The organism is Streptomyces sp. SYP-A7185 (genome assembly GCF_046103685.1).
Lineage (GTDB): Bacteria > Actinomycetota > Actinomycetes > Streptomycetales > Streptomycetaceae > Streptomyces.
On the sequence record NZ_CP122310.1, the window covers coordinates 2,183,035 to 2,203,439 of the forward strand.

The following is a 20,405-nucleotide window of genomic DNA, read 5'->3' on the forward strand; positions in this document are numbered from 1 at the left end:
CAGTGACCCGAGTGGAAAGCTCGAAAGCACCGCGGGCGTCGCCGGAGCCGACCCGCACGCGGCCCCGCGTGTCCGCGAGCAGCCAGCATCCCCGAGGGGGCTGTGCCTCCTCACCGTGTGCACGTGACCGGGAGGCCAAGGCATGGGCGACAAGGCGAACGCACACCCCGGAGCCGCCGGCAGGGCGACAGCGGCCGACCACCCCGCGTCCGTACGGAATGTGGTGCTGGTCGGCCACAGCGGATCGGGCAAGACGACTCTGGTGGAGGCCCTCGCGCTGACCGCGGGGGCGGTGAACAGGGCGGGCCGTGTGGAGGACGGCACGGCCGTCTCCGACTACGACGAGATCGAGCACCGCCAGCAGCGCTCGGTCCAGCTGTCCCTGGTTCCCGTGGAATGGGGCGGCTTCAAGATCAATCTGTTGGACACCCCCGGGTACGCCGATTTCGTCGGCGAGTTACGGGCCGGTCTGCGCGCGGCGGACGCGGCCCTTTTCGTCGTTTCGGCGGCCGAGGGCATCGAGGGCATCACCGGCGCGACCCGCATGGTGTGGGAGGAGTGCGCGGCGGTCGGCATGCCCCGGGCCATCGTGGTGACCCACCTGGAGGCGGCCCGCGCCGACTTCCTGGGCATGACGCGGTCCTGCGCCGAGGCCTTCGGGGCCGACGACCCCGACGCGGTGCTCCCGCTGTACCTGCCGCTGCACGGCGCCGAGGGCCCGGACGGGCACGCCCCGGTGACCGGCCTGGTCGGACTGCTCTCGCAGCGGATCTTCGACTACGCGTCCGGCGAGCGGAAGGAGTCCGAACCCGGCGAGGACCAGCTTCCGCTCATCGAGGACGCCCGCAACAAGCTGATCGAGGGAATCATCGCCGAGAGCGAGGACGAGTCCCTCATGGACCGCTACCTCGGCGGCGAGGACCTCGACTTCAAGACCCTCGTGGACGACCTGGAGCGGGCCGTGGCGCGCGGCATCTTCCACCCCGTCCTCGCGGCGGCCCCCGCGGCCGAGGGCGCCCGGCAGGGCATCGGCACGGTCGAGCTCCTGGAGCTGATCACCGGCGGCTTCCCCACCCCCCTGGAGCACCCGGCGCCCGCCGTGACCACTCCCGACGGCACGGCGCGCCCCGCGCTCACCTGCGACCCCGCGGGCCCCCTCGTCGCCGAGGTGGTGAAGACCGCGTCCGACCCGTACGTGGGCCGTGTGTCGCTCGTCCGCGTCTTCTCCGGCACCCTGCGCCCCGACGAGACCGTGCACGTCTCCGGGCACGGCCTGGCCGACCGCGGCCACGAGGACCACGACGTCGACGAGCGCGTCGGCGCGCTCTCCTCGCCCTTCGGCAAGCAGCAGCGCACGCTCGCCCGCTGCATCGCGGGCGATCTGGCCTGCGTGGCCAAGCTGAACCGCGCCGAGACGGGCGACACCCTCTCGGCCAAGGACAACCCGCTCCTGATGGAGCCCTGGGACATGCCCGACCCGCTGCTGCCGCTCGCCATCCAGGCGCACAGCAAGGCGGACGAGGACAAGCTCTCGCAGGGGCTCTCGCGGCTGGTCGCCGAGGACCCGACGATGCGCCTGGAGCAGAACCAGGACACCCACCAGGTGGTGCTGTGGTGCCTGGGCGAGGCCCATGCCGACGTCGCCCTCGAACGGCTGCGCAACCGGTACGGCGTCCAGGTCGACGTGGTGCCCCACAAGGTCTCCCTGCGGGAGACGTTCGCGGGCAGGTCCGCGGGGCGCGGCCGGCACGTGAAGCAGTCCGGCGGCCACGGCCAGTACGCGATCTGCGAGATCGAGGTCGAGCCCCTGCCGGGCGGCAGCGGCGTCGAGTTCGTCGACAAGGTCGTGGGCGGCGCGGTCCCCCGGCAGTTCATCCCGTCCGTCGAGAAGGGCGTGCGCGCGCAGGCCGCCAAGGGCGTGGCCGCCGGCTATCCCCTCATCGACGTCCGCGTCACGCTGCTCGACGGCAAGGCGCACTCGGTGGACTCCTCGGACGCCGCGTTCCAGACGGCGGGCGCGCTCGCCCTGCGCGAGGCCGCGGCCGACGCGAAGATCCACCTGCTCGAACCGGTCGCCGAGGTGCGGGTGCTGGTGGGCGACGACCACGTGGGCGCGGTGATGAGCGACTTCTCCGGACGCCGCGGCCGGGTCGTCGGGACCGAGCAGGCGTCCGGCGGGCGCACGCTCGTCCGGGCCGAGGTCCCCGAGATCGAGATCGGGCGCTACGCCATCGACCTGCGGGCGCTGTCGCAGGGCACCGCACGCTTCAGCCGCTCCTACGCGCGGCACGAGCCCATGCCCTCGCAGCTCTCCGAGAAGATCCGTGAACAGGCCCAGGACGTCTCCTAGTTGAGGGCCTCCGGCAGGGTGCACCGGATGCGCCCTGCCGGATGTCGGTGCGCACCGATACGCTGATGACCTGATCAACAGGTGTGCCGGGCAAGGAAGTCGGGAAGAGCCGCAGCAGCGGGACATGGCGGCGATGGGGGCGGCAGTGGCGGACGACGTATTCGACTTCAGGCCCGGGGCCCAGGTCCCGCTGTCCGGGACCGCGGGCCAGACGGCGGCGACCAACGCCCTCGCCTCGGCGGCGTACCGCGACGACAAGGTGTCGAAGATCCTCGACGCCAACAACGACTGGCACAAGTCCGAGGTCAAGGTGGGCCTCTGGTCGCTCTTCGCCCCGAACCTCGGCGAGGCGTTCGCCCGGGCCGTGCAGGTGCGGATGCTCGGCGGCGCGCGCAAGCCGCTCATCCAGTCCTTCGGCATGGAGCCGCAGTCGATCGTCGAGCACTGCCTCGCGGCGAACAACATCCGCAAGGAGCGCGACCGCTGGCTCACCATCGTGATGGTGCTGTGCGGGCTGCTGTTCCTGCCCGGACTGCTGGTCTGGCTGCTGCTGTTCTCGATCAAGCAGGCGGTCGTCAAGCGCGACAACAAGCGGGCGAGCGCGATCGCGACGGCCGTCATGGTCGCCGTGGGCGTCCTCGCCGTGATCTTTCTCATCAAGCTGCCGATCGACGGCCTCCTCGGGTGGTACATCCGCGCGGCGATCGTCGCCCCCGTGGCGGGCTGGTTCTGGGCCAAGCTGATCGCCGAGCGCACCGCGCGGGACCTGCGCGACCGATGGTCGAGCCTGCTCGCCGGAGGCGGCATCGGCGCCAAGATCCCCGAGGCGGTGCCGGGCAGCCCCGGCGAGACCACCGCCGAGCAGCTCCGCCAGGGCCTGGCGCGCCTCTCGGCCGAGCAGCAGAGCAACTCGGTCTTCTACGCCGGGCCCAAGGGAATACTGGGCATGGGCACCCGCTGGGGCAGCTGGCAGCTCGCCGAGGAGCTGGTCGCCGGCAAGGAAGGCACGGAGATCCACCCCTTCCGCAGCTGGGACGTCATACGGGCCGTGCACGACCAGCTGCGCCTCCTGGAGCGTGGCCCGCTGCACACCGGCGGCTTCCCGACCCCGTCGATAAAGCACTGGATCGTCTCGCCCATCGGGGAGAACGCCTCGGCGGTCTCGCGTCCCAGCGGCACGGAGGTCGAGGCCTTCCAGGTCCGCGGCCACGAGATACAGCGGATCTGCAACGAACAGCAGTTCGGCGGCGGCGACCGGCACTATCTGGGCTGCCAGTTCACCCTCTGGGACGGCCAGCTGGTCATCACGATGCTGATCACGGTGACCGTCCTGCACGAGACCCTGCGCATCGAGGTCACCGGCCACGCCCTCGGCCCGGTCCACTCGCTGTTCACCAGCAAGCCCGACCCCAAGGTCAAGAAGGTCGCCAAGCCCATCAAGTTCTGGGAGACCACGGAGCGCAAGCTCCCGCTGATCGACGCCGACGAGGTCGTACGCCTCGCGGTCCGGGCCCCCTTCACCTGGTACCCCCCGGTCCTGGACCACCTCGGCGGCAAGCTGGTGCTGCCCGAGCCCTTCGGCCTGCGGCACGCCTGGGCGGACAAGCCGTGGCGGCACCGCTTCATGGCCGACGACGCGCTGCGCGCGGCCACCCCGGTGCTCCGCGTGGTGCACTCGGCGGCCATCAAGGTCCTGGAGGAGAACGGCGTCGACACCACGAAGTTCGGCGCACGCTCCGGCTTCCTCAGCGGCGCGGTCCAGGACCCGATGCCGAGGAAGGCGGACGTGTACGACGCGTGAGGCGCGTCAGAGGGCGGCGGGCCAGGCGTCGGCCAGCATCTTGCGGGTGTCCGCGAGCAGCTGCGGCAGGATCTTCGTGTGGCCGACGACCGGCATGAAGTTCGTGTCCCCGCCCCAGCGCGGCACGATGTGCTGGTGCAGATGCGCGGCGATGCCGGCGCCCGCGACCGTGCCCTGGTTCATCCCGATGTTGAAGCCGTGCGCGCCGGACGCGGCCCGCAGCGCCGTCATGGCCTGCTTGGTGAGCTCGGCGAGCTCGGCCGTCTCCGGGGCGGTCAGCTCCGTGTAGTCGGCGACGTGGCGGTAGGGCACGACCATCAGATGGCCGCCGTTGTACGGGTAGAGGTTGAGCACCGCGTACACCTGCTCGCCGCGCGCGACGACCAGACCGTCCTCGTCGGATTTGGCCGGGATGGAGCAGAAGGGACAGCCGTCGTCGGCGCCCGGACCGCTCGGCTTGTTCTCGCCCTGGATGTACGCCATCCGGTGGGGCGTCCACAGGCGCTGGAACGCGTCCTGCGTCCCCACTCCGATCTGCTGCTCCGGCTCACTCGTCATGCAGTGCAGCATATGACTTGCTCCGATCGGAGCGTGTCGGCGGGGCGCCCGCGGGGCCCGGCACGGCCAAGCTGGACCGATGAGCGACGACAGCCGTCAGGCACGCTGGGAGAACCGCACGGAGGCACCGCTCGCCGTGGCCTCACTGCTCTACCTGACCGCGTACGCGGTATGGGTCCTGGCCTCCGGGATGTCCGGGGCATGGCGCGCCGTCTGCCTGGTGGTGCTCCTCGCCGCCTGGGCCGCGTTCCTCGTCGACTACGCGGTGCGGTGGCGGCTGAGCGGGCAGGGCGCGCGCTTCGTGCGCACCCACTGGCTGGACACCCTGGTCCTGCTCCTGCCGCTGCTGCGGCCGCTGCGGGTGGTGCGCGTCTACGAGACCGTCCAGCGCCGGCACGGAAAGCCCCGGCTCGCGCTGCACGCGCGCGTGATCACCTACGCGGGCCTCGCGGCGCTGCTCCTCGGCTTCACCGGGGCGCTCGCCGTCTACCAGCACGAGCACGCGGCGCGGGGCGCCTCGATCCGCAGCTTCGGCGACGCCGTGTGGTGGGCGTCGGCCACCCTCGCGACCGTGGGGTACGGCGACGAGACGCCCGTGACACCGCTGGGGCGGCTGATCGCGGTCGGCATGATGATGTGCGGCCTGGCGCTGCTCGGGGCCGTGACGGGGTCGTTCTCGTCGTGGCTGCTCCAGGTGTTCGCGCGGGAGGACGACGAGAGGCCCCCGGAACGCTGAGCGTCCCGGGGGCCCGTGTCTCGTGCTTTCCCGCCCGCGCGGGGCAGATCACACCTGTACGCGGCGCTCCACCACGTCCAGGAGCTTGGCCAGCGCCTCGTCACGCGGGATGCCGTTCTCCTGCGAGCCGTCGCGGTAGCGGAAGGAGATCGTGCCCGCGTTCATGTCGTCGTCACCGACGATGATCATGAACGGGACCTTCAGCTTCTGCTGCGTCCTGATCTTCTTCTGCATGCGGTCCGAGGAGGCGTCCACCTCGATCCGCAGGCCCTTCTTCTTGGCGTCGGCCGCGAACTCCTGGAGGTACGGGACGTGCGCGTCCCCCACGGGGATGCCGACCGCCTGCACGGGGGCGAGCCACGGCGGCATCGCACCCGCGTAGTGCTCGAGGAGCACCGCGAAGAACCGCTCGATCGACCCGAAGAGCGCACGGTGGATCATCACGGGACGCTGCTTGGAGCCGTCCGGCGAGGTGTACTCCAGGTTGAAGCGCTCCGGCAGGTTGAAGTCCAGCTGCACGGTCGACATCTGCCAGGTGCGGCCGATGGCGTCCTTGCACTGCACGGAGATCTTCGGGCCGTAGAACGCGGCGCCGCCCGGGTCCGGGACCAGCGGGAGGCCCTGCTTCTCGGCGACCTTGCGCAGCGTCTCGGTGGCCTCTTCCCAGACCTCGTCCGAGCCGACGAACTTCTCCGGGTCCTTGGTGGACAGCTCCAGATAGAAGTCGGTCAGGCCGTAGTCGCGCAGGAGGTTCAGGACGAAGGTCAGCGTCGAGTCGAGCTCGTCCGCCATCTGCTCCTTGGTGCAGTAGATGTGCGCGTCGTCCTGGGTGAAGCCGCGGGCACGGGTCAGACCGTGCACGACGCCCGACTTCTCGTACCGGTACACGGTCCCGAACTCGAAGAGGCGCAGCGGCAGTTCGCGGTAGGAGCGGCCGCGCGCGTCGAAGATCAGGTTGTGCATCGGGCAGTTCATGGGCTTGAGGTAGTAGTCCACGCCCTCGTCGAGCTGCATGGGCGGGTACATGCCGTCGGCGTACCAGTCCAGGTGGCCCGAGGTCTCGAAGAGCTTCCCCTTCGTGGCGTGGGGGGTGTAGACGAACTCGTACCCCTCCTCCTCGTGGCGCTTGCGCGAGTAGTCCTCCATGACCCGGCGGATGATGCCGCCCTTGGGGTGGAAGACCGCGAGGCCCGAGCCGATCTGCTCGGGGACGGAGAACAGGTCCAGCTCGTTGCCGAGCTTGCGGTGGTCGCGCTTCTCGGCCTCGGCGAGGAACTCCAGGTGCGCCTTGAGCTCGTCCTTGGTGGGCCAGGCGGTGCCGTAGATGCGCTGGAGCATCGGGTTCTTCTCGCTGCCGCGCCAGTACGCGGCGGCGTTGCGCATCAGCTTGAACGCCGGGATGTTGCGGGTGGTGGGCAGGTGGGGACCGCGGCAGAGGTCCTTCCAGCACAGGTCGCCGGTCTTCGGGTCGAGGTTGTCGTAGATGGTCAGCTCGCCGCCGCCCACCTCGACGTCCGCGCCGTCGTCGCTGGAGGCGGAGCCCTTGATGCCGATGAGCTCCAGCTTGTACGGCTCGTCGGCGAGCTCCTCGCGGGCGGCCTCGTCGGTGACGACGCGGCGCGAGAAGCGCTGGCCGCGCTTCTGGATCTCCTGCATCTTCTTCTCGACGGCCTTGAGGTCCTCGGGGGTGAACGGCTTCTCGACGTCGAAGTCGTAGTAGAAGCCGTCCTTGACCGGCGGGCCGATGCCCAGCTTGGCCTCGGGGAAGAGCTCCTGCACGGCCTGGGCCATCACGTGCGCGGTGGAGTGGCGCAGGATGTTCAGGCCGTCCTCGGAGGAGATCTCGACCGGCTCGACCTCCTCGCCGTCCTGCACCGCGTAGGCCAGGTCCTTCAGCTCGCCGGCCACGCGGGCGGCGACGACGGTGCGCTCACCGGCGAAGAGTTCGGCGGCCGTAGTGCCCGTCGTCACCACGCGCTCTTCCCGCTCGGAATCGCGTTGGATGATCACACGGACGTCTGACACCGGTCTTCTCCTACCTGAAGGGGGTCGCGGCAGATCTGCTCCTGCGCGCGACACGAATCGTACCGAGCCGGGGGCGCCCATCGCGAAACGGTTATCCCCGGCCCCTGCCGCGCCCCCCTCTCAGTCCCCGCCGCACGCCTCCTCGAAGAAGTCGAGATTCTCCTGGAGCGCCTTCATCAGGCGGTCCTTCTCCCCCTCGTCCACCTGCACGGGCGCGACTCCGGACGCCCCGGTGAGCCGCCGGAACCCGCCCCGGCTCTCCAGCCGCCCGTGCACCCGGATCGGCAGCCCGACCAGGTGGGCGTGGCCCGCGATGCGATAGGACTCCTCGTCCAGCGTCATGCGTACGTGGGGGACGTCGGCCCCCGCGAGCACCCGGACCCGCACCGTGCCCTCGCCCCGGGGCGACGAGCGCCGCATCCGCACCACGGCCCCCGTGATCCGCACCGCCATCGCCGGCTCGTCCCGCAGATAGCGGGAGCTCGCCTCCCGCAGCACCGTCAGGTCACCGGGCGAGAACTCGACGGGCCCGGCGTCGGCGGCGCACCCCTCGGGCACTCCGGCGGCGGGCGCCCACTCCACGGCGACGCGGGCCCCTTCCGTGCCGCGCACCAGGGCCACGACGGCCTCGGTCAGCTCATGGCTCGCACCGGCCTCGACGGCGCCGTCGAAGGCGTCCATGCCGCCCGTGGCGCGCTGGTAGTCCACGGCCTCGCGGACCGCGTACAGCGCCTGGTGCAGCCGTACCGCCAGGAGGCGGCCGGTCAGGACGGGCACGAACGCGGTGAGCCGGCGCCCGCCCGGTGCGGGCCCGACCAGGACGCTCTCCAGGGACGCGGCGGCGGGCCCGCGGTGCCGTGCTCCGTAGTACCCGGCGCGACCGCGGGCCGCGAGGGCTCCGGCGAGCAGCATCTGCCGTGCCGCTGAGCGCAGTTGTTCCTCCGCGCCCCAGGTCGCGGCGCCCGCGGGACCTGCCGGGACGTCCCGCCACCACCGGATCTCGTCGCTGGGCACGGTGAGCCCGACCAGCACGTCGCGCGCGGAGGGCGCCGCGCTGCGCGTCAGGGCGGTGAGCGCCTCGCCGAGCAGGTCCTCGCAGTCGGGGAAGGACCTGTTCTCCGGTACGAGCAGACTCGTGCCGCCCGCGCCGGGGCCCGGCGGGGTCCAGCGGTGGTAGCGCCCCGCCGCTCCCCCGCGCCGGTGCCAGCCGTGCCGGGCGAGCAGCGCGCCGAGCACCGCCGGGTCGACCTGCGAGGGCTCGGGGGCACCGGGCGGCGCCTGCGGATCGGTCCAGCCGCCCGTGGGGTCGACGGGGTGCGGGCGGACGGGGCGTAGCGGCTCTTCCATCGGGCGGTGCATCAGGGTCTCCCTCCCGTCCCGACCCGCGTCATGATCTCGCAGAGGGCCCTGTCGTCGAAGATCCGCGAGGTCGGGACGCGCACGGTCGTCCTGCGCCGGCCGGTCACCTGGTGTCCGGCGAGGTTGGTCCAGTAGCAGCAGTGCCGCAGGTCGAGCCGGTCGTGACCCGCGCGCAGCCAGTCGTCCTGCGACCGGGGCACGAGCATCACGACCAGGATCTTGTGCACCGAGACCGGGGTGCGGGCGAGCTTCTCCAGATGGGGGTTGTCGAGCGTGAAGGAGAAGGCGGCGCCCGGCGGGTTCGGCGCTATCTGGTAGGTGCATTTGAGCTGCACCTTGATGGTGACTTCGTCGTCGACCGTGTGCCCGGGGGCGCTGTGGCTGACGTGCCAGTCGATGCCGTTGTCGGGAAAGGGCTGGGAGAGGGAGCACCCCGCCGCGGCGGCGACGGCGTGGAGGTAGCCCACCTGAAGGGTCTCCATGCAGGCGGTGGTGGCGAGTGTGCCGCGCGGCGGTGCGATCCGCTCGGGCAGCAGCCCACCCTGTTCGGGCTGCGCGAGCGCCATGTCCAACGAGCCTTCCGAACCGGTGAATCCCCGTACCGGGCCGGTGAACTGCCGGGCCCCGTACCTCTGTTGTCTCCGGGCCGCGTACAGCGCAAACGGCCCGGGTATCACCGGTGTGGGCAGGGGGAGGAAAGCCATCTGCCGGACATGATCGAGGAGTTGCGTCACTATGACGTGCTGGTACGAGGGACCCTTGGCCGCATTCGACACGGAGACCACGGGCGTCGACGTCGAGACCGACCGCATTGTGTCGGCCGCCGTCGTCGTCCAGCAAGGCGCGGGCACCCGCCCGCGGATCACGCGCTGGCTGGTGAACCCGGGCGTTCCGGTGCCCGAGAGCGCCACGGCCGTGCACGGACTGACGGAGGAACATCTGCAGCACAACGGCCGGTGGCCCGCGCCGGTGATGGAGGAGATAGCGAGGGAACTGGCGGAGCAGGGCGCGGCGGGCCGCCCCATCGTCGTCATGAACGCGCCGTTCGATCTGACGATCCTGGACCGGGAGTTGCGCAGGCACCGCGCGTCGTCGCTCGGCCACTACATGGCGGGATCGCCGCTGTGCGTCCTGGATCCGCGGGTCCTGGACAAGCAGCTCGACCGGTACCGCAAGGGCCGCCGCACGCTGACGGATCTGTGCGCGCACTACGCGGTGGAGCTGGACGAGGCGCACGACGCGGCGGCCGACGCGCAGGCCGCGCTGGACGTCGTGCGTGCCGTGGGGCAGCGTTTCGCCTCCCGGCTCGAACGCCTCTCGCCGGCCGAGCTGCACGCGTTGCAGGCGGTGTGGCACGCGGCGCAGGCGCGCGGTCTCCAGGCGTGGTTCGCCCGCAGCGGTACGCCGGAGGCGGTGGACCCCGCGTGGCCGCTGCGGCCCGAACTGCCCGCGGCCGCCTGAGCGTCGGCGCCGCGCGGGCATGAAAAAACCGGTCCGTCGGTGACGGACCGGCATTCTCCGGGTGGGCGATACTGGGTTCGAACCAGTGACCTCTTCGGTGTGAACGAAGCGCTCTCCCACTGAGCTAATCGCCCGGGAACGGACTGAACAATACAGGTCTTCGCGGGTTTCCTTCAAACCGCTTCTCCGGGAGCCCTCACTCCGCCGCGAGGTGCGCCCTCAGGCCTCGCTCGCCCCCGCGCATCATCAGCGCGTGGTTGACGAGGAAGACGGGTCTCCCGGGCACGGCCAGGCGCCGCATCAGCGGTTTGCGCACCACCACTTCCTGGTCGTAGACGGCCCGCGTGCCGCCGGGCACCGCCGTGACGGTCCAGCGTGCCCAGCCGTCCAGATCCCCGGTCATCGCGACCTCCAGGATCCCGGCCGCCGGGTCGCGGCGCCGTTCCTCGGCGGTGACGAACAAGTCGTACGGCAGCAGGGAGCGGAAGCGGGCGGTGCCGGTGCGTTCGTCGACGGGCGTCACCTCGCGCACCTGCGGCCACCATGCCGGGTAATCCTCGGCGCGTTCGAGGACGGCGTACACGGCCGCGGGCGGCGCGGGCACGGTCCAGACGCTGCGGAAGCGGTAGTGGCTCCAGTCCATGGACCGAGTCTGCCGGTAGGCGGCCGATCTGAGTACGTACTGAGTATCAGCGCCGATGTCCGCCGCCGTGTCCTGGACCACACTCCACGGGCATGACGAACATTCCGTCCCCGGCCGAGGAGCTCCGCATCCTCGATTTGGAGCTGCGCGGACTCGACGCGCGCAGGCATCAGTTGCTGCGGCGCCGGGCCTGGCTGATCGGCGCCCTTCAGGCGGCGGCCGCCCCCGCGCCCCCGCCGGCGCGGCCGGTCCGCGCCCCCGAGACCACCCCGCCGAACGTGCAGAACGCGCTGCTCACGCTGGGCGGCATCCTGCTGACGGTCGCCGCGGTCGCCTTCACGCTGGTGAGCTGGGGGCACCTGGGCATCGGCGGACGCGGCGCGGTCCTCGCGGCCGTGACGCTGACGGCGCTCGGCGTGCCCGTGCTGCTGCTGCGCCGCACGCTGCGGGCCACGGCGGAGACGGTGGCCGCGCTCGGCCTCGCCTTGACCGTCCTGGACGCGTACGCCCTGCATGCCGTCGCCCTGCCGCGGGCCGACGCCCTGGGCTACACGGCGGCGGCGAGCGCCGTGCTCGCCGTGCTGTGGACCGCGTACGGACTCTCCTTCCGGGCGCTGCGGCTGCCGTTGCCGCTGGCCGTGGTGACCGCGCAGTTCCCGCTGTTCCTGTGGGCGCGTGCCGCGGACGCGGGTGACCACGCGACGGCGGCGGCGCTGCTGGTGACGGCGGCGCTCGATGCCGCCGTGGCGCTGCGGGTGAGCGAGCCGGGCGTCCGGGCCGCCGCGACGGTCGGCGGCTGCGCCGCGGGGCTGTGGGGCACGCTGGGCGCGGGCCATCTGTCCTGGTCGGCGACGGATCTGCCGGACGCGGCCCGGGCGAGCGCGCTCCTGCTCCTGGCGGCGTCGGTCGCGCTGGTCGTGGCCTGGCTGCTGCCGGAGCCGTCGACGGCCGCGGGCGCCGCGTTCGCGGGCTTCCTGCTCGTGGTCGCCGCGGCCGGCGGGGTGCTGCGCGAGGCGCTGCCCGCCGACTGGGCGGTCCCTGCCCATCTGGCGTGCGCGGTCGCGCTGTTGGCGGTCGTACGTGTCGCTCTGCCGCGCCCGGTGCTGCGCGGTGCAGTGGGGGCGGCGCTCGTGGTGCAGGCGCTCGCGGTGCTGTGGACACTGCCCGCGGTGGTCACCGCTCTCCTCGGTCCCGTGAGCCGGGCCGGGCGGGCGTGGTCGGGTACGCCCGCGGACACGGGGGCCGCGGTCGCCGTGTCCGGGCTGCCGGTCTCCCAGCCGGTGATGGCCGCGCTCGTGCTGGCCGTCGTCGCCGGGGTCCTGTTCCCCGCGGACCGGCTGCTGTTCCCGGCGATCGCGCGGCCCGGAGACATGTCGCCGGGCCAGGCCACGGCCGATCCCGCCGCCCGGCCCGCCCCGCCCGCCGCACCTCCCGGGGACGGCACGGGCGCGGCCCCCGGCGGGCGGTCCGTCCGCCCGCCGGTCACCGCCACGCGCGCCGGAGCCCTCGCCGTCGCCTGGGCCGCCCTCCTCGTCCTCCCGTCCGCCCTCGCCCTCCCCTACGCGACGGGGATCTCGGCGTACGTCGTGCTGACCGCGGCCCTGCTCGCCGTCGCATCGCGCGCCGCCTCGACCGCGGTGGCCCGCACGTCGCTGGGCCTGGCGGTCGCCTCATCGGTGAGCGTGGCGCTCCTCGCCCTGGCCACCACGGGCGCGACGCTCGGCACGCTCGGCGCCCTGACGGCGCTGTTCCTGGGGGCGGCGGTCCTGGCCGCCCGCCGCGAGGGCTCCGCCGCGGGCGTGGCGGACACCGCCGTCTGCGCCGGCGTCGCGTACGCCACCGCGCTCCTGTACGCCGCGGGCGCCGCCCAGGATCTGCCCCTGGAACACATCGGGCTGCTCGTGCTCGCCGTGCCGGCGCTCGGCACCCTCGTGGCGGCCCGGCTCGGGCGGCATCCGCTGACGCTCCGGGTCGAGATCGGCGCTGCGGTCGCGGGCGGTCTCGCGCTCGTGCTCACCGCGGGGCACGCGGCGACGCTCGCCCTGGCCCTCGGGCTGGGCGGTGTCATCGCCGCGGGCACGGCGCTGCGCGCGGACCGCCGCCGGGTCGGGTACGCGGCCGGGGCGCTTTTCCTCCTGGCGACCTGGGTACGGCTGGCCGCCTGGGACGTCGTGACCCCGGAGGCCTACACCGTGCCGGTCACCGTCCCGGCCCTCGTGATCGGCGTCCTGCGCCGCCGCCGCGCCCCCGAGACGTCCTCCTGGGCGGCTTACGGTCCCGGCCTGGCGGCGACGCTCCTGCCGAGCCTCGTCGCCGCCTGGAGCGACGCGCACTGGCAGCGCCCTCTGCTCCTCGGCGGCGCGGCCCTGCTGATCACGCTGGTGGGTGCCCGGCAGCGGCTCCAGGCGCCCCTGGTGCTCGGCGGCACGGTCCTCGCCCTGGACGCCCTGCACGAACTGGCGCCCTACATCGTCCAGGTGGTGGACTCCCTGCCGCGCTGGCTGCCGATGGCCCTCGCCGGACTTCTGCTCCTCGCGATCGGCGCGACGTACGAACACCGGCTGCGCGACGCACGCCGGGTCCGCGACGTACTCGGCAGAATGCACTGACTCCGCTTTTTCCGTGCGGCGGCCGACGGAGTATCAATTTCCTTCGGGCGCACGGGAAATCGAATGGACACGACTGCGGCCCGGAGGCTAAAAGCCTCCGGGCCGCAGTTCCGGGGTGGGCGATACTGGGTTCGAACCAGTGACCTCTTCGGTGTGAACGAAGCGCTCTCCCACTGAGCTAATCGCCCCGGGCGCACGGAGAACATTACCGCATGTCAGCGGGTGCCTCCGACCGCCTCTCACGGTCCCGGAGCAACCCTCGGGTCACTCCTTGATCTTCCACGGCATCTCGAGGCCGAACTTCCAGACATAGATGCCGACCAGCACGGCGATGATCACCAGGCCGACGGTCGTCAGGATGATGTTCCGGCGGCGCACCTTGGGGTCGAGCGCACGCTGCGCCGCCTCGGTGACCTTCCGCTTCGTCCAGCGAAGGACCAGCTGGGCCCAGACGAACTCGGTCGCCCAGATCGCCATTCCGCCGAAGATCACCAGCCAGCCCGGGCCGGGCAGCGGCAACATGACGATGCCCGCGGCAACCACCGCGAGACCGACGATGAAGACGCCGACCTGCCAGCTGAGGTGCAGTGCCTTGCGGGCCTGGATGAACTCCGGCGCGCGCGATCCGAGCGGCTGCTCGTCCTTCGTGCCGGTGATTGTTTCCGCAACCCCCGGCTCGTTACTCCCCGTATTCATACGGCCAAACCCTACCGGACGGAAACCGGTCACTGGAATGGCTGTACCAACCGAACGAACAACCCGCCGTACGAGCTACCTAAAGACACCCAAAACCCTCAGAGGGGTTTACAACGGCACCGTAGGTGGCATGTCGATTTCGCCGACGTGCGAATCCCCGAGCGCACACTGAGCGAAAGGCCCTGGCGCTTATGAACACCACGGTCAGCTGCGAGCTGCACCTGCGCCTCGTTGTGTCGAGCGAGTCCTCACTGCCTGTACCCGCAGGACTGCGGTATGACACGGCCGATCCCTATGCCGTGCACGCCACCTTCCACACCGGAGCCGAGGAAACCGTCGAGTGGGTGTTCGCCCGCGACCTCCTCGCCGAGGGCCTGCACCGGCCCACCGGTACCGGCGACGTCCGAGTCTGGCCGTCCCGGAGCCACGGTCAGGGCGTCGTCTGCATCGCCCTGAGCTCCCCCGAGGGTGAGGCTCTGCTCGAGGCCCCGGCGCGGGCCCTCGAATCGTTCCTGAAGCGAACCGACGCGGCCGTGCCTCCCGGCACGGAACACCGCCACTTCGATCTGGATACGGAGCTCTCGCACATCCTGGCCGAAAGTTAGCTCCAGGCCGCGCGAGAGCGCCCGGCGCCGTCCGACTCGGGGCGACGGCTCGGGCATGACAACCGCACAGAAGCAGACACACCGGCGCCGTCGCCGCGGACACCCGCGGGGACGGCGCCGGTGTGTCGTGTCGTGAAGCCGCTAGCATCGGCCAGCATCGGCGGGCACCCTTCACCGGCTCTCCATGAGCGGGGAGGCCCCACTACCGCAAGGCCAGGGAGCAAATCGTGCTGATCACCCACGACACCCGGTGCGCACTCGACGCCGTGGTCGATCTGGTGAACACCGCACCGGACACCGAGAGTGCGGCGAGCGCCGAGACGGAGGGGCTCGCGGACCTGGCGGCCCTGGGCGAGTTCGTACGAAGCCACGACATAAGTGACGTCGGCGTGCTCACCGAGCGTGACCTCGCCGGCGTCCGGCACATCCGGAGCCGCTTCCAGGAAGTCTTCGCGGCGCCCGAGCCGCGGGCCGCGGCGGCGGTGATCAACGAACTGATCGCGGCGGCGGGCACCACGCCCCGGCTCACCGACCACGACGGCTACGACTGGCACGTGCACTACTTCGCGCCCGGCGCCTCCATCGCCGACCACCTCGCGGCGGACTGCGGGATGGCGCTGGCCTTCTTCGTGGTCGCCGGCGAGCAGGAGCGGCTGCGGCGCTGCGAGGCCCCGGACTGCCGGCACGCCTTCGTCGACCTCTCCCGCAACCGCTCGCGCCGCTACTGCGACAGCCGCACCTGCGGCAACCGGCTGCACGTCGCCGCCTACCGGGCCCGGCGCAAGGAAGCCGCGGGCTGAGCCCTCCGGAGCTCCGGAGCCCCGAAGCCCCGGCTCCCCGGCTCCCCGGCTCCCTAGAGCCGCAGCAGATCGTGCAGCGAACCCAGCAGGATCAGGACGCCGATCACCGCCAGGAAGATCATCAGGGGTGGCTGGGAGAGCGCGTACAGACAGCCCTTGGGCTCTTCCGTCGCGGCTCGCTCATCGGTCGGCGGGGCGGCATCGCCCTGTGCGGTGTCCAGCATCTCGTCGCGATGATGACGCAGTCCCGGGGGTCCCGATGACCAACACGCCCGGAAAGCGCGGGAGTTCGCCGCATCCCGTGACCTGCGAAAGTCCTGCGTCGCGCGCGTTCGGCCCGTGGCCGACCAGCGGCGCGTCCCGTCGGGCCCCGCACCACCTCCGTCCACACGAACGAGGGACCCTCAGGGGCCTCGGAAGCGGACGGATGTTGACGCCGACGCTTTTGTCAGATGGCGCGCTTCTGTCAGACGGCGCGCAGCCGTCAGATGCCGTGCTTCTTCAGGATGGCCTCGATGTCGCTGAAGTCCTCCTTGGGCGCGGCCGCCTTCGGCTGAGCCGCCGACTGGGCGGCCGGGCGGGCCCCCTGCCCCAGGGAAGGCGCGGACGCCGCGGGAGCCACCGCCTCGCGCTGGGCCGCCTTCGCGGCCTTGCGCTCCTTGCGGGTGCCGCCGGAACGGCGCTCCACGGCCCGAGTGATCATGAAGAGCAGCCAGGCGGCGCCGAGCACCCCGAAGCCGACCCACGCCTTCATGCTGAAGGCGGTGTCCGCGAGCCAGCCGACGACTCCGGTCATCACCAGGCCGACGGGCACCAGCGAGTAGGCGGCAAGGCGCGTCGCGGCGAGGAAACGCTTGCGATAGGCCGTGATCGCGGCAATGCCGAGGCCGGCCGCGGATACGGCGGAACAGACGGTCTCGGCAATCATCCGGTCCTCCAGGCGTGCGGGCGGTGGCGCTGTCGTCCTTCCATCCTGCACCGGGTGGGCCCTCTCGAGCCACGTCCCGAGCGGACTTCAGGGTCAGATCAGGGTCATGTCTCCTCCCCAGGTTCCGGTCGGCGCCCGGCCCCGGTGGGGAGGCGGACGCGGGGCTGGAAGACTGTGTCCCATGAGCGACTCTGCCCCCGCGGCCCCCGCCGGTCCCCTCGTCATCGACGTCTGGTGCGAGCTCCAGTGCCCCGACTGCCGGACCGCACTCGACGACGTCCGCGCCCTGCGCGCCCGCTACGGCGACCGCGTCGACCTGCGGCTGCGGCACTTCCCCCTCGAAAAGCACCGGCACGCCTTCGCCGCCGCCCAGGCCGCCGAGGAGGCCTTCGAGCAGGGGCAGGGCTGGCCGTACGTGGAGGCCGTGCTCGGCAAGGTCGAGGATCTCGACCGCGCGGGTGAGCCCTTCCTGGTCGAGACCGCGCGCGAACTGGGCCTGGACGCCGAGGAGTTCGACACCGCGCTCGTCGACGGCCGGCACATCCTGATCGTCGACGCCGACCAGGCCGAGGGCAAGGCGATCGGCGTCACCGGGACTCCGACGTACGTCGTCGGGGACGAGCGTCTGGACGGCGGCAAGAGCCAGGAGGGCCTGCGCGAGCGCGTCGAGGAGATCGCGGACCGCCTGCTCGCGGCCTCCGGACAGGGCGCCTAGACCCCCGGGAGACCGCCCGGAGCATCCGGAGCGGCCAGAGGCGTCAGAGCACCCCGACGGCCGCCGGAGCGCTAGACCAGCTGCTTGTAGACGTAGTACATGACCGGTTCGTAGCCCAGCGACTCGTACAGGCGCAGGGCCGGGGTGTTGCCCGCGAAGACGTTCAGGCCCAGGCGCCCGAGGCCCGCCTCGTGGGCCTGGGCCTCGGCGAGCAGCATCAGGGACCGGCCGTGGCCGCGTCCGCGGTACTCCTCGTCGACCGCGACGTCGAAGACGAACGCGTCCGTGCCGCGCCGGGCCAGCCACAGGGTGCCGACCGCCGTGTCCTCGTGGACGAGCACGCTGAGGCGGGTGCCCGGGGTCGCGGTGCCCTGCGGCAGGTGGTCCGCGTGGTCGGCGTCGGACTTGGCGCGCGCCTCCGCCTCGGGGACACCGCGCTCGATCCAGGTCTGCGCGTAGTCCTCCTTCTCGCGGGCCAGCCAGACCTCGTACTCGTCCTCGGTCATCGGCCGTCCCGTGACGCCGTCGGGCAGCGCGGGCGGCCCGGCGGCAAGCGGCTTGGTCATCTGGCGGTTGCGCTCCACGTACCCCAGGGACACGGCGAGGCGGTGGGCCGCCGCGGCCTCCGCGGGCACGGCCACCTCGATCCGCTCGCAGCCCCAGCCGCGCGCCACCTCCTCGGCGGCGAGCACGGCGACGGTGGCACGGCCGCGCCTGCGGTCCGGCTCCTCGATGCTCAGGTCCCGCATCTCGGCGACACCGGGACCGAACACGGGATGCGTGGCGAGTTCTATCCCGCCCACGGGACGGCTGTTCACGCGGACTTCGAACGTGCGTGACTTGGCGCCGTCAGCGCTCTGCTGAAGCGGCCCGGTCGGCCGCAGGGTCGTGGTCATCAGTGGAGTTCTACCCGCCCTGCGGCCCGTGCGTCATATCGGCGGCGAGCAGTTGCCGCCGATGTACCGGCCGGTCACGGGTCGAGGTCGTCCGCCGCACGCTCGGCGAAGACCCGCATCGCCTTGGCGGTCACCGGGCCGGGCGCATCCGGCAGGTCGCGCCCGTCGATCTGGTGCACGGCCTGGACGTCGCGGAGGGTCGAGGTCAGAAAGACCTCGTCGGCGCGGTCCAGGACGTCGAACGGCAGGTCGCTCTCGCGGGCGCCGGTCCAGTCGACGGCCAACGCGCGCGTGATGCCCGCCAGGCACCCGGAGGCGACCGGCGGCGTGTGGATCTCGCCGTCGAGCACGACGAAGACGTTCGAGCCGGTGCCCTCGCACAGCTGCCCGACGGTGTTGGCGAACAGCGCCTCCGAAGCGCCCTGTTCGTGGGCGCGCGCGAGGGCGACGACGTTCTCCGCGTACGACGTGGTCTTCAGGCCGGTCAGGGCGCCGCGTTCGTTGCGGGTCCAGGGCACCGTGATCACGGCGGTCGTGTCGGGGCGGCGCGCGACCTCGCCGAGGGCGACGATCAGCGTCTGGCCCTCGTCACCGCGGTCCGAACCGAGCGGCGAGACGCCTCCGGTGTACGTGATGCGCAGGCGCCCCAGGGGCATCGGGTTGGCGTCGAGCACGGCGGCGCAGGCCGCGCGCACCTCGTCGCGGTCCGGCTCGGGCAGGCCGAGGCCGCGCGCCGAACGGGCGAGCCGGTCCAGGTGCCGGGTCAGCGCGAAGGGCCGGCCGTCGACCGACTTCACCGTCTCGAAGATTCCGTCGCCGACGGTCATCCCGTGGTCGAGCACGGAGACGCGCGCGGTCTCCAGGTCCTGCAGGCCGCCGTTGAGCCAGATCTTCACCAAGGGGTCCCTCCACTCGCTTCGTACGCTCCCGACGCTACCGCCAGCAGCCGTTCCGCCTTCAGCTCGGTCTCCCGCCACTCCCCCTCGGGGTCCGAGCCCCAGGTGATCCCGGCGCCGGTGCCGAACCGCAGCACGCCCTGCGCCCGGTCGATCCAGAAGGTGCGGATGCCGACGGCCAGTTCGCCGGTGCCCCGGTCGGCGTCCACCCAGCCGATGCCGCCGCAGTACGGGCCGCGGGGCGCGGTCTCCAGGGCGTCGATGATGCGCAGGGCGCTGGACTTGGGGGCGCCGGTGACGGAGCCGGGCGGGAACGCGGCGGCGAGGAGCTCGGGCCAGCCGGCGTCGGGGCGGAGCTCGCCGCGCACGGTCGAGACGAGATGGACCAGGCCCGGGTGCTTCTCGACCGCGCACAGGTCGGGGACGGTCACCGAGCCGGTCCGGCAGATCCGCCCGAGGTCGTTGCGGACCAGGTCCACGATCATGACGTTCTCGGCGTAGTCCTTGTCGAGGAGATCGGCCTCGGTCCGGCCCGTGCCCTTGATCGGCCCGGACTCCACGACGCGCCCCTCGCGGCGAAGGAACAGCTCGGGCGAGGCCGTCGCTATCTCCACGCCGTGGCCGGGCAGCCGGATCGTTCCTGCGTACGGAGCGGGGTTCCCGCGCGCGAGGAGCGCGGTCAGCGCGTCGACATCGGCGGCCCCCACGCCGTCCGAGGAGCCGCCCGGAAGCGGCGCGGACAGGACGCGGCAGAGGTTCGCCTGATAGACGTCTCCGGCCGCGATGTGTTCCCTCACACGTCGTACGCCGTCCACATACGCGGCGTGATCGAGCGAGGACGTCCAGTCGGTGACGGCGGGCCCCTGCCAGGCGCCGGGGACCGGCGCGGGCACCGGCTCCTCGCGGACGTCGTCGAAGCGGGCACAGACCAGTTCGCCCTCGAAGTTCGCGGACACCGCCCAGAAGCCGCGGGAGTCCAGCGCCGAGGGATCGCTGGTCACGTCCCTGAGGCCGGTCGCGAGCAGGCCGCCGAAGCGCGCCATGGGCGGGGCCGCCCCGGAGGGCGGCAGGCAGGACATCTGAGGGGGGCTGTGCACGTCTGCGAGTCTATGACCGGCGTCCTGGTCGTGCCCCGGGCCGGTGACAGCGCAGCACGCTGCGCAAACGCGTTTTTGTACTGGCCCAGGAATCCGCTAGAGTTCAACACGTCGCCGGGACGCGCAAGCGGGCCGGGAAAGACAAGCGGACGTAGCTCAGTTGGTAGAGCGCAACCTTGCCAAGGTTGAGGTCGCCAGTTCGAACCTGGTCGTCCGCTCGCAGGAAGTGG

19 protein-coding genes and 3 tRNA genes are annotated in these 20,405 nt (G+C 72.1%); 9 read left to right on the top strand and 13 right to left on the bottom strand.

Annotation, left to right across the window (positions count from 1 at the left end; all coding sequences use genetic code 11):
- Positions 1-142: 142 nt before the first annotated feature.
- Both QBL25_RS09435 and QBL25_RS09440 read left to right on the top strand, forming a co-directional pair.
- Positions 143-2,350, top strand: a complete 2,208-nt coding sequence (locus tag QBL25_RS09435; protein ID WP_409056569.1) for an elongation factor G-like protein EF-G2 — start codon at positions 143-145, stop codon at positions 2,348-2,350.
- Between the two features lie 133 nt (positions 2,351-2,483).
- Positions 2,484-4,151 (top strand): hypothetical protein, encoded by a 1,668-nt coding sequence (locus QBL25_RS09440; RefSeq protein ID WP_409062592.1) that lies wholly within the window; start codon positions 2,484-2,486, stop codon positions 4,149-4,151.
- A 6-nt stretch (positions 4,152-4,157) separates the two neighbouring features.
- On the opposite strand, the gene QBL25_RS09445 is transcribed toward QBL25_RS09440, so the two are convergent.
- Positions 4,158-4,721, bottom strand: coding sequence for an HIT family protein (locus QBL25_RS09445; RefSeq protein ID WP_409056570.1), 564 nt, complete (start codon positions 4,719-4,721; stop codon positions 4,158-4,160).
- 67 nt (positions 4,722-4,788) lie between these two features.
- Here QBL25_RS09445 and QBL25_RS09450 point away from each other — a divergent pair, with 67 nt between their 5' ends.
- Entirely contained in the window at positions 4,789-5,445 is a 657-nt protein-coding gene (locus tag QBL25_RS09450; protein ID WP_409056571.1) for a potassium channel family protein, read from the top strand.
- Positions 5,446-5,493: 48 nt separating this feature from the next.
- On the opposite strand, the gene thrS is transcribed toward QBL25_RS09450, so the two are convergent.
- The 3 genes from thrS to QBL25_RS09465 form a co-directional block, all read right to left on the bottom strand.
- Positions 5,494-7,470, bottom strand: a complete 1,977-nt coding sequence (thrS, locus tag QBL25_RS09455) for a threonine--tRNA ligase (RefSeq protein WP_409056572.1) — start codon at positions 7,468-7,470, stop codon at positions 5,494-5,496.
- 120 nt (positions 7,471-7,590) lie between these two features.
- Entirely contained in the window at positions 7,591-8,829 is a 1,239-nt protein-coding gene (locus QBL25_RS09460) for a hypothetical protein (RefSeq protein ID WP_409056573.1), read from the bottom strand.
- Positions 8,829-9,395, bottom strand: coding sequence for a DUF4365 domain-containing protein (locus QBL25_RS09465; RefSeq protein WP_409056574.1), 567 nt, complete (start codon positions 9,393-9,395; stop codon positions 8,829-8,831). The genes QBL25_RS09460 and QBL25_RS09465 overlap by 1 nt, the downstream gene beginning before the upstream one ends.
- A gap of 169 nt (positions 9,396-9,564) precedes the next feature.
- On the opposite strand from QBL25_RS09465, the gene QBL25_RS09470 reads away from it, so the two are divergent.
- Entirely contained in the window at positions 9,565-10,290 is a 726-nt protein-coding gene (locus QBL25_RS09470; RefSeq protein WP_409056575.1) for a 3'-5' exonuclease, read from the top strand.
- Positions 10,291-10,352: 62 nt separating this feature from the next.
- Here the strand turns inward: QBL25_RS09470 and QBL25_RS09475 are convergent.
- Both QBL25_RS09475 and QBL25_RS09480 read right to left on the bottom strand, forming a co-directional pair.
- A tRNA-Val gene (locus QBL25_RS09475) sits at positions 10,353-10,424 on the bottom strand.
- 62 nt (positions 10,425-10,486) lie between these two features.
- Positions 10,487-10,933, bottom strand: a complete 447-nt coding sequence (locus QBL25_RS09480) for an SRPBCC family protein (protein WP_409056576.1) — start codon at positions 10,931-10,933, stop codon at positions 10,487-10,489.
- Between the two features lie 92 nt (positions 10,934-11,025).
- Here QBL25_RS09480 and QBL25_RS09485 point away from each other — a divergent pair, with 92 nt between their 5' ends.
- Entirely contained in the window at positions 11,026-13,542 is a 2,517-nt protein-coding gene (locus tag QBL25_RS09485) for an SCO7613 C-terminal domain-containing membrane protein (protein WP_409056577.1), read from the top strand.
- A gap of 116 nt (positions 13,543-13,658) precedes the next feature.
- Here the strand turns inward: QBL25_RS09485 and QBL25_RS09490 are convergent.
- Together QBL25_RS09490 and QBL25_RS09495 are read right to left on the bottom strand one after the other, a co-directional pair.
- Positions 13,659-13,730, bottom strand: a tRNA-Val gene (locus QBL25_RS09490).
- Between the two features lie 76 nt (positions 13,731-13,806).
- A complete protein-coding gene (locus tag QBL25_RS09495) occupies positions 13,807-14,238 on the bottom strand; it encodes a TIGR02611 family protein (RefSeq protein WP_409062593.1) in 432 nt (143 codons plus the stop codon).
- Between the two features lie 191 nt (positions 14,239-14,429).
- Here QBL25_RS09495 and QBL25_RS09500 point away from each other — a divergent pair, with 191 nt between their 5' ends.
- A complete protein-coding gene (locus QBL25_RS09500) occupies positions 14,430-14,843 on the top strand; it encodes an SsgA family sporulation/cell division regulator (RefSeq protein WP_003959770.1) in 414 nt (137 codons plus the stop codon).
- 227 nt (positions 14,844-15,070) lie between these two features.
- Positions 15,071-15,643: a CGNR zinc finger domain-containing protein gene (locus QBL25_RS09505; protein ID WP_409056578.1), complete on the top strand. Its 573-nt coding sequence runs from the start codon at positions 15,071-15,073 to the stop codon at positions 15,641-15,643.
- A 53-nt stretch (positions 15,644-15,696) separates the two neighbouring features.
- Here QBL25_RS09505 and QBL25_RS09510 read toward each other — a convergent pair whose 3' ends face one another.
- Both QBL25_RS09510 and QBL25_RS09515 read right to left on the bottom strand, forming a co-directional pair.
- Positions 15,697-15,867 carry a hypothetical protein gene (locus tag QBL25_RS09510; RefSeq protein ID WP_409056579.1) on the bottom strand — a complete coding sequence of 57 codons (171 nt, stop codon included), beginning with the start codon at positions 15,865-15,867 and terminating at the stop codon, positions 15,697-15,699.
- A gap of 260 nt (positions 15,868-16,127) precedes the next feature.
- Entirely contained in the window at positions 16,128-16,571 is a 444-nt protein-coding gene (locus QBL25_RS09515; RefSeq protein ID WP_409056580.1) for a hypothetical protein, read from the bottom strand.
- Positions 16,572-16,752: 181 nt separating this feature from the next.
- Here QBL25_RS09515 and QBL25_RS09520 point away from each other — a divergent pair, with 181 nt between their 5' ends.
- Positions 16,753-17,286, top strand: coding sequence for a DsbA family protein (locus tag QBL25_RS09520; protein ID WP_409056581.1), 534 nt, complete (start codon positions 16,753-16,755; stop codon positions 17,284-17,286).
- A 71-nt stretch (positions 17,287-17,357) separates the two neighbouring features.
- Here the strand turns inward: QBL25_RS09520 and QBL25_RS09525 are convergent, their stop codons facing one another.
- From QBL25_RS09525 to QBL25_RS09535, 3 genes are all read right to left on the bottom strand, one after another.
- Positions 17,358-18,182, bottom strand: coding sequence for a GNAT family N-acetyltransferase (locus tag QBL25_RS09525; protein ID WP_409056582.1), 825 nt, complete (start codon positions 18,180-18,182; stop codon positions 17,358-17,360).
- Positions 18,183-18,256: 74 nt separating this feature from the next.
- Positions 18,257-19,078: an aminotransferase class IV gene (locus tag QBL25_RS09530; RefSeq protein WP_409062594.1), complete on the bottom strand. Its 822-nt coding sequence runs from the start codon at positions 19,076-19,078 to the stop codon at positions 18,257-18,259.
- Positions 19,075-20,157 carry a chorismate-binding protein gene (locus tag QBL25_RS09535; protein ID WP_409062595.1) on the bottom strand — a complete coding sequence of 361 codons (1,083 nt, stop codon included), beginning with the start codon at positions 20,155-20,157 and terminating at the stop codon, positions 19,075-19,077. Before QBL25_RS09535 ends, QBL25_RS09530 begins: the two co-directional genes overlap by 4 nt.
- A 163-nt stretch (positions 20,158-20,320) precedes the next feature.
- On the opposite strand from QBL25_RS09535, the gene QBL25_RS09540 reads away from it, so the two are divergent.
- Positions 20,321-20,393, top strand: a tRNA-Gly gene (locus QBL25_RS09540).
- Positions 20,394-20,405 lie beyond the last annotated feature (12 nt).

Bases quoted from the DNA above. Each gene is read 5' to 3' on its own strand.
- QBL25_RS09470 (WP_409056575.1), top strand. From the start codon at position 9,565: ATGACGTGCTGGTACGAGGGACCCTTGGCCGCATTCGACACGGAGACC.
- QBL25_RS09440 (WP_409062592.1), top strand. From the start codon at position 2,484: ATGGGGGCGGCAGTGGCGGACGACGTATTCGACTTCAGGCCCGGGGCC.
- QBL25_RS09515 (WP_409056580.1), bottom strand. From the start codon at position 16,571: ATGATTGCCGAGACCGTCTGTTCCGCCGTATCCGCGGCCGGCCTCGGC.
- QBL25_RS09445 (WP_409056570.1), bottom strand. From the start codon at position 4,721: ATGCTGCACTGCATGACGAGTGAGCCGGAGCAGCAGATCGGAGTGGGG.
- QBL25_RS09480 (WP_409056576.1), bottom strand. From the start codon at position 10,933: ATGGACTGGAGCCACTACCGCTTCCGCAGCGTCTGGACCGTGCCCGCG.
- QBL25_RS09525 (WP_409056582.1), bottom strand. From the start codon at position 18,182: ATGACCACGACCCTGCGGCCGACCGGGCCGCTTCAGCAGAGCGCTGAC.
- QBL25_RS09435 (WP_409056569.1), top strand. From the start codon at position 143: ATGGGCGACAAGGCGAACGCACACCCCGGAGCCGCCGGCAGGGCGACA.
- QBL25_RS09460 (WP_409056573.1), bottom strand. From the start codon at position 8,829: ATGCACCGCCCGATGGAAGAGCCGCTACGCCCCGTCCGCCCGCACCCC.
- QBL25_RS09520 (WP_409056581.1), top strand. From the start codon at position 16,753: ATGAGCGACTCTGCCCCCGCGGCCCCCGCCGGTCCCCTCGTCATCGAC.
- QBL25_RS09465 (WP_409056574.1), bottom strand. From the start codon at position 9,395: ATGGCGCTCGCGCAGCCCGAACAGGGTGGGCTGCTGCCCGAGCGGATC.
- QBL25_RS09500 (WP_003959770.1), top strand. From the start codon at position 14,430: ATGAACACCACGGTCAGCTGCGAGCTGCACCTGCGCCTCGTTGTGTCG.
- QBL25_RS09535 (WP_409062595.1), bottom strand. From the start codon at position 20,157: ATGTCCTGCCTGCCGCCCTCCGGGGCGGCCCCGCCCATGGCGCGCTTC.
- QBL25_RS09510 (WP_409056579.1), bottom strand. From the start codon at position 15,867: ATGCTGGACACCGCACAGGGCGATGCCGCCCCGCCGACCGATGAGCGA.
- QBL25_RS09485 (WP_409056577.1), top strand. From the start codon at position 11,026: ATGACGAACATTCCGTCCCCGGCCGAGGAGCTCCGCATCCTCGATTTG.
- QBL25_RS09450 (WP_409056571.1), top strand. From the start codon at position 4,789: ATGAGCGACGACAGCCGTCAGGCACGCTGGGAGAACCGCACGGAGGCA.
- QBL25_RS09495 (WP_409062593.1), bottom strand. From the start codon at position 14,238: ATGAATACGGGGAGTAACGAGCCGGGGGTTGCGGAAACAATCACCGGC.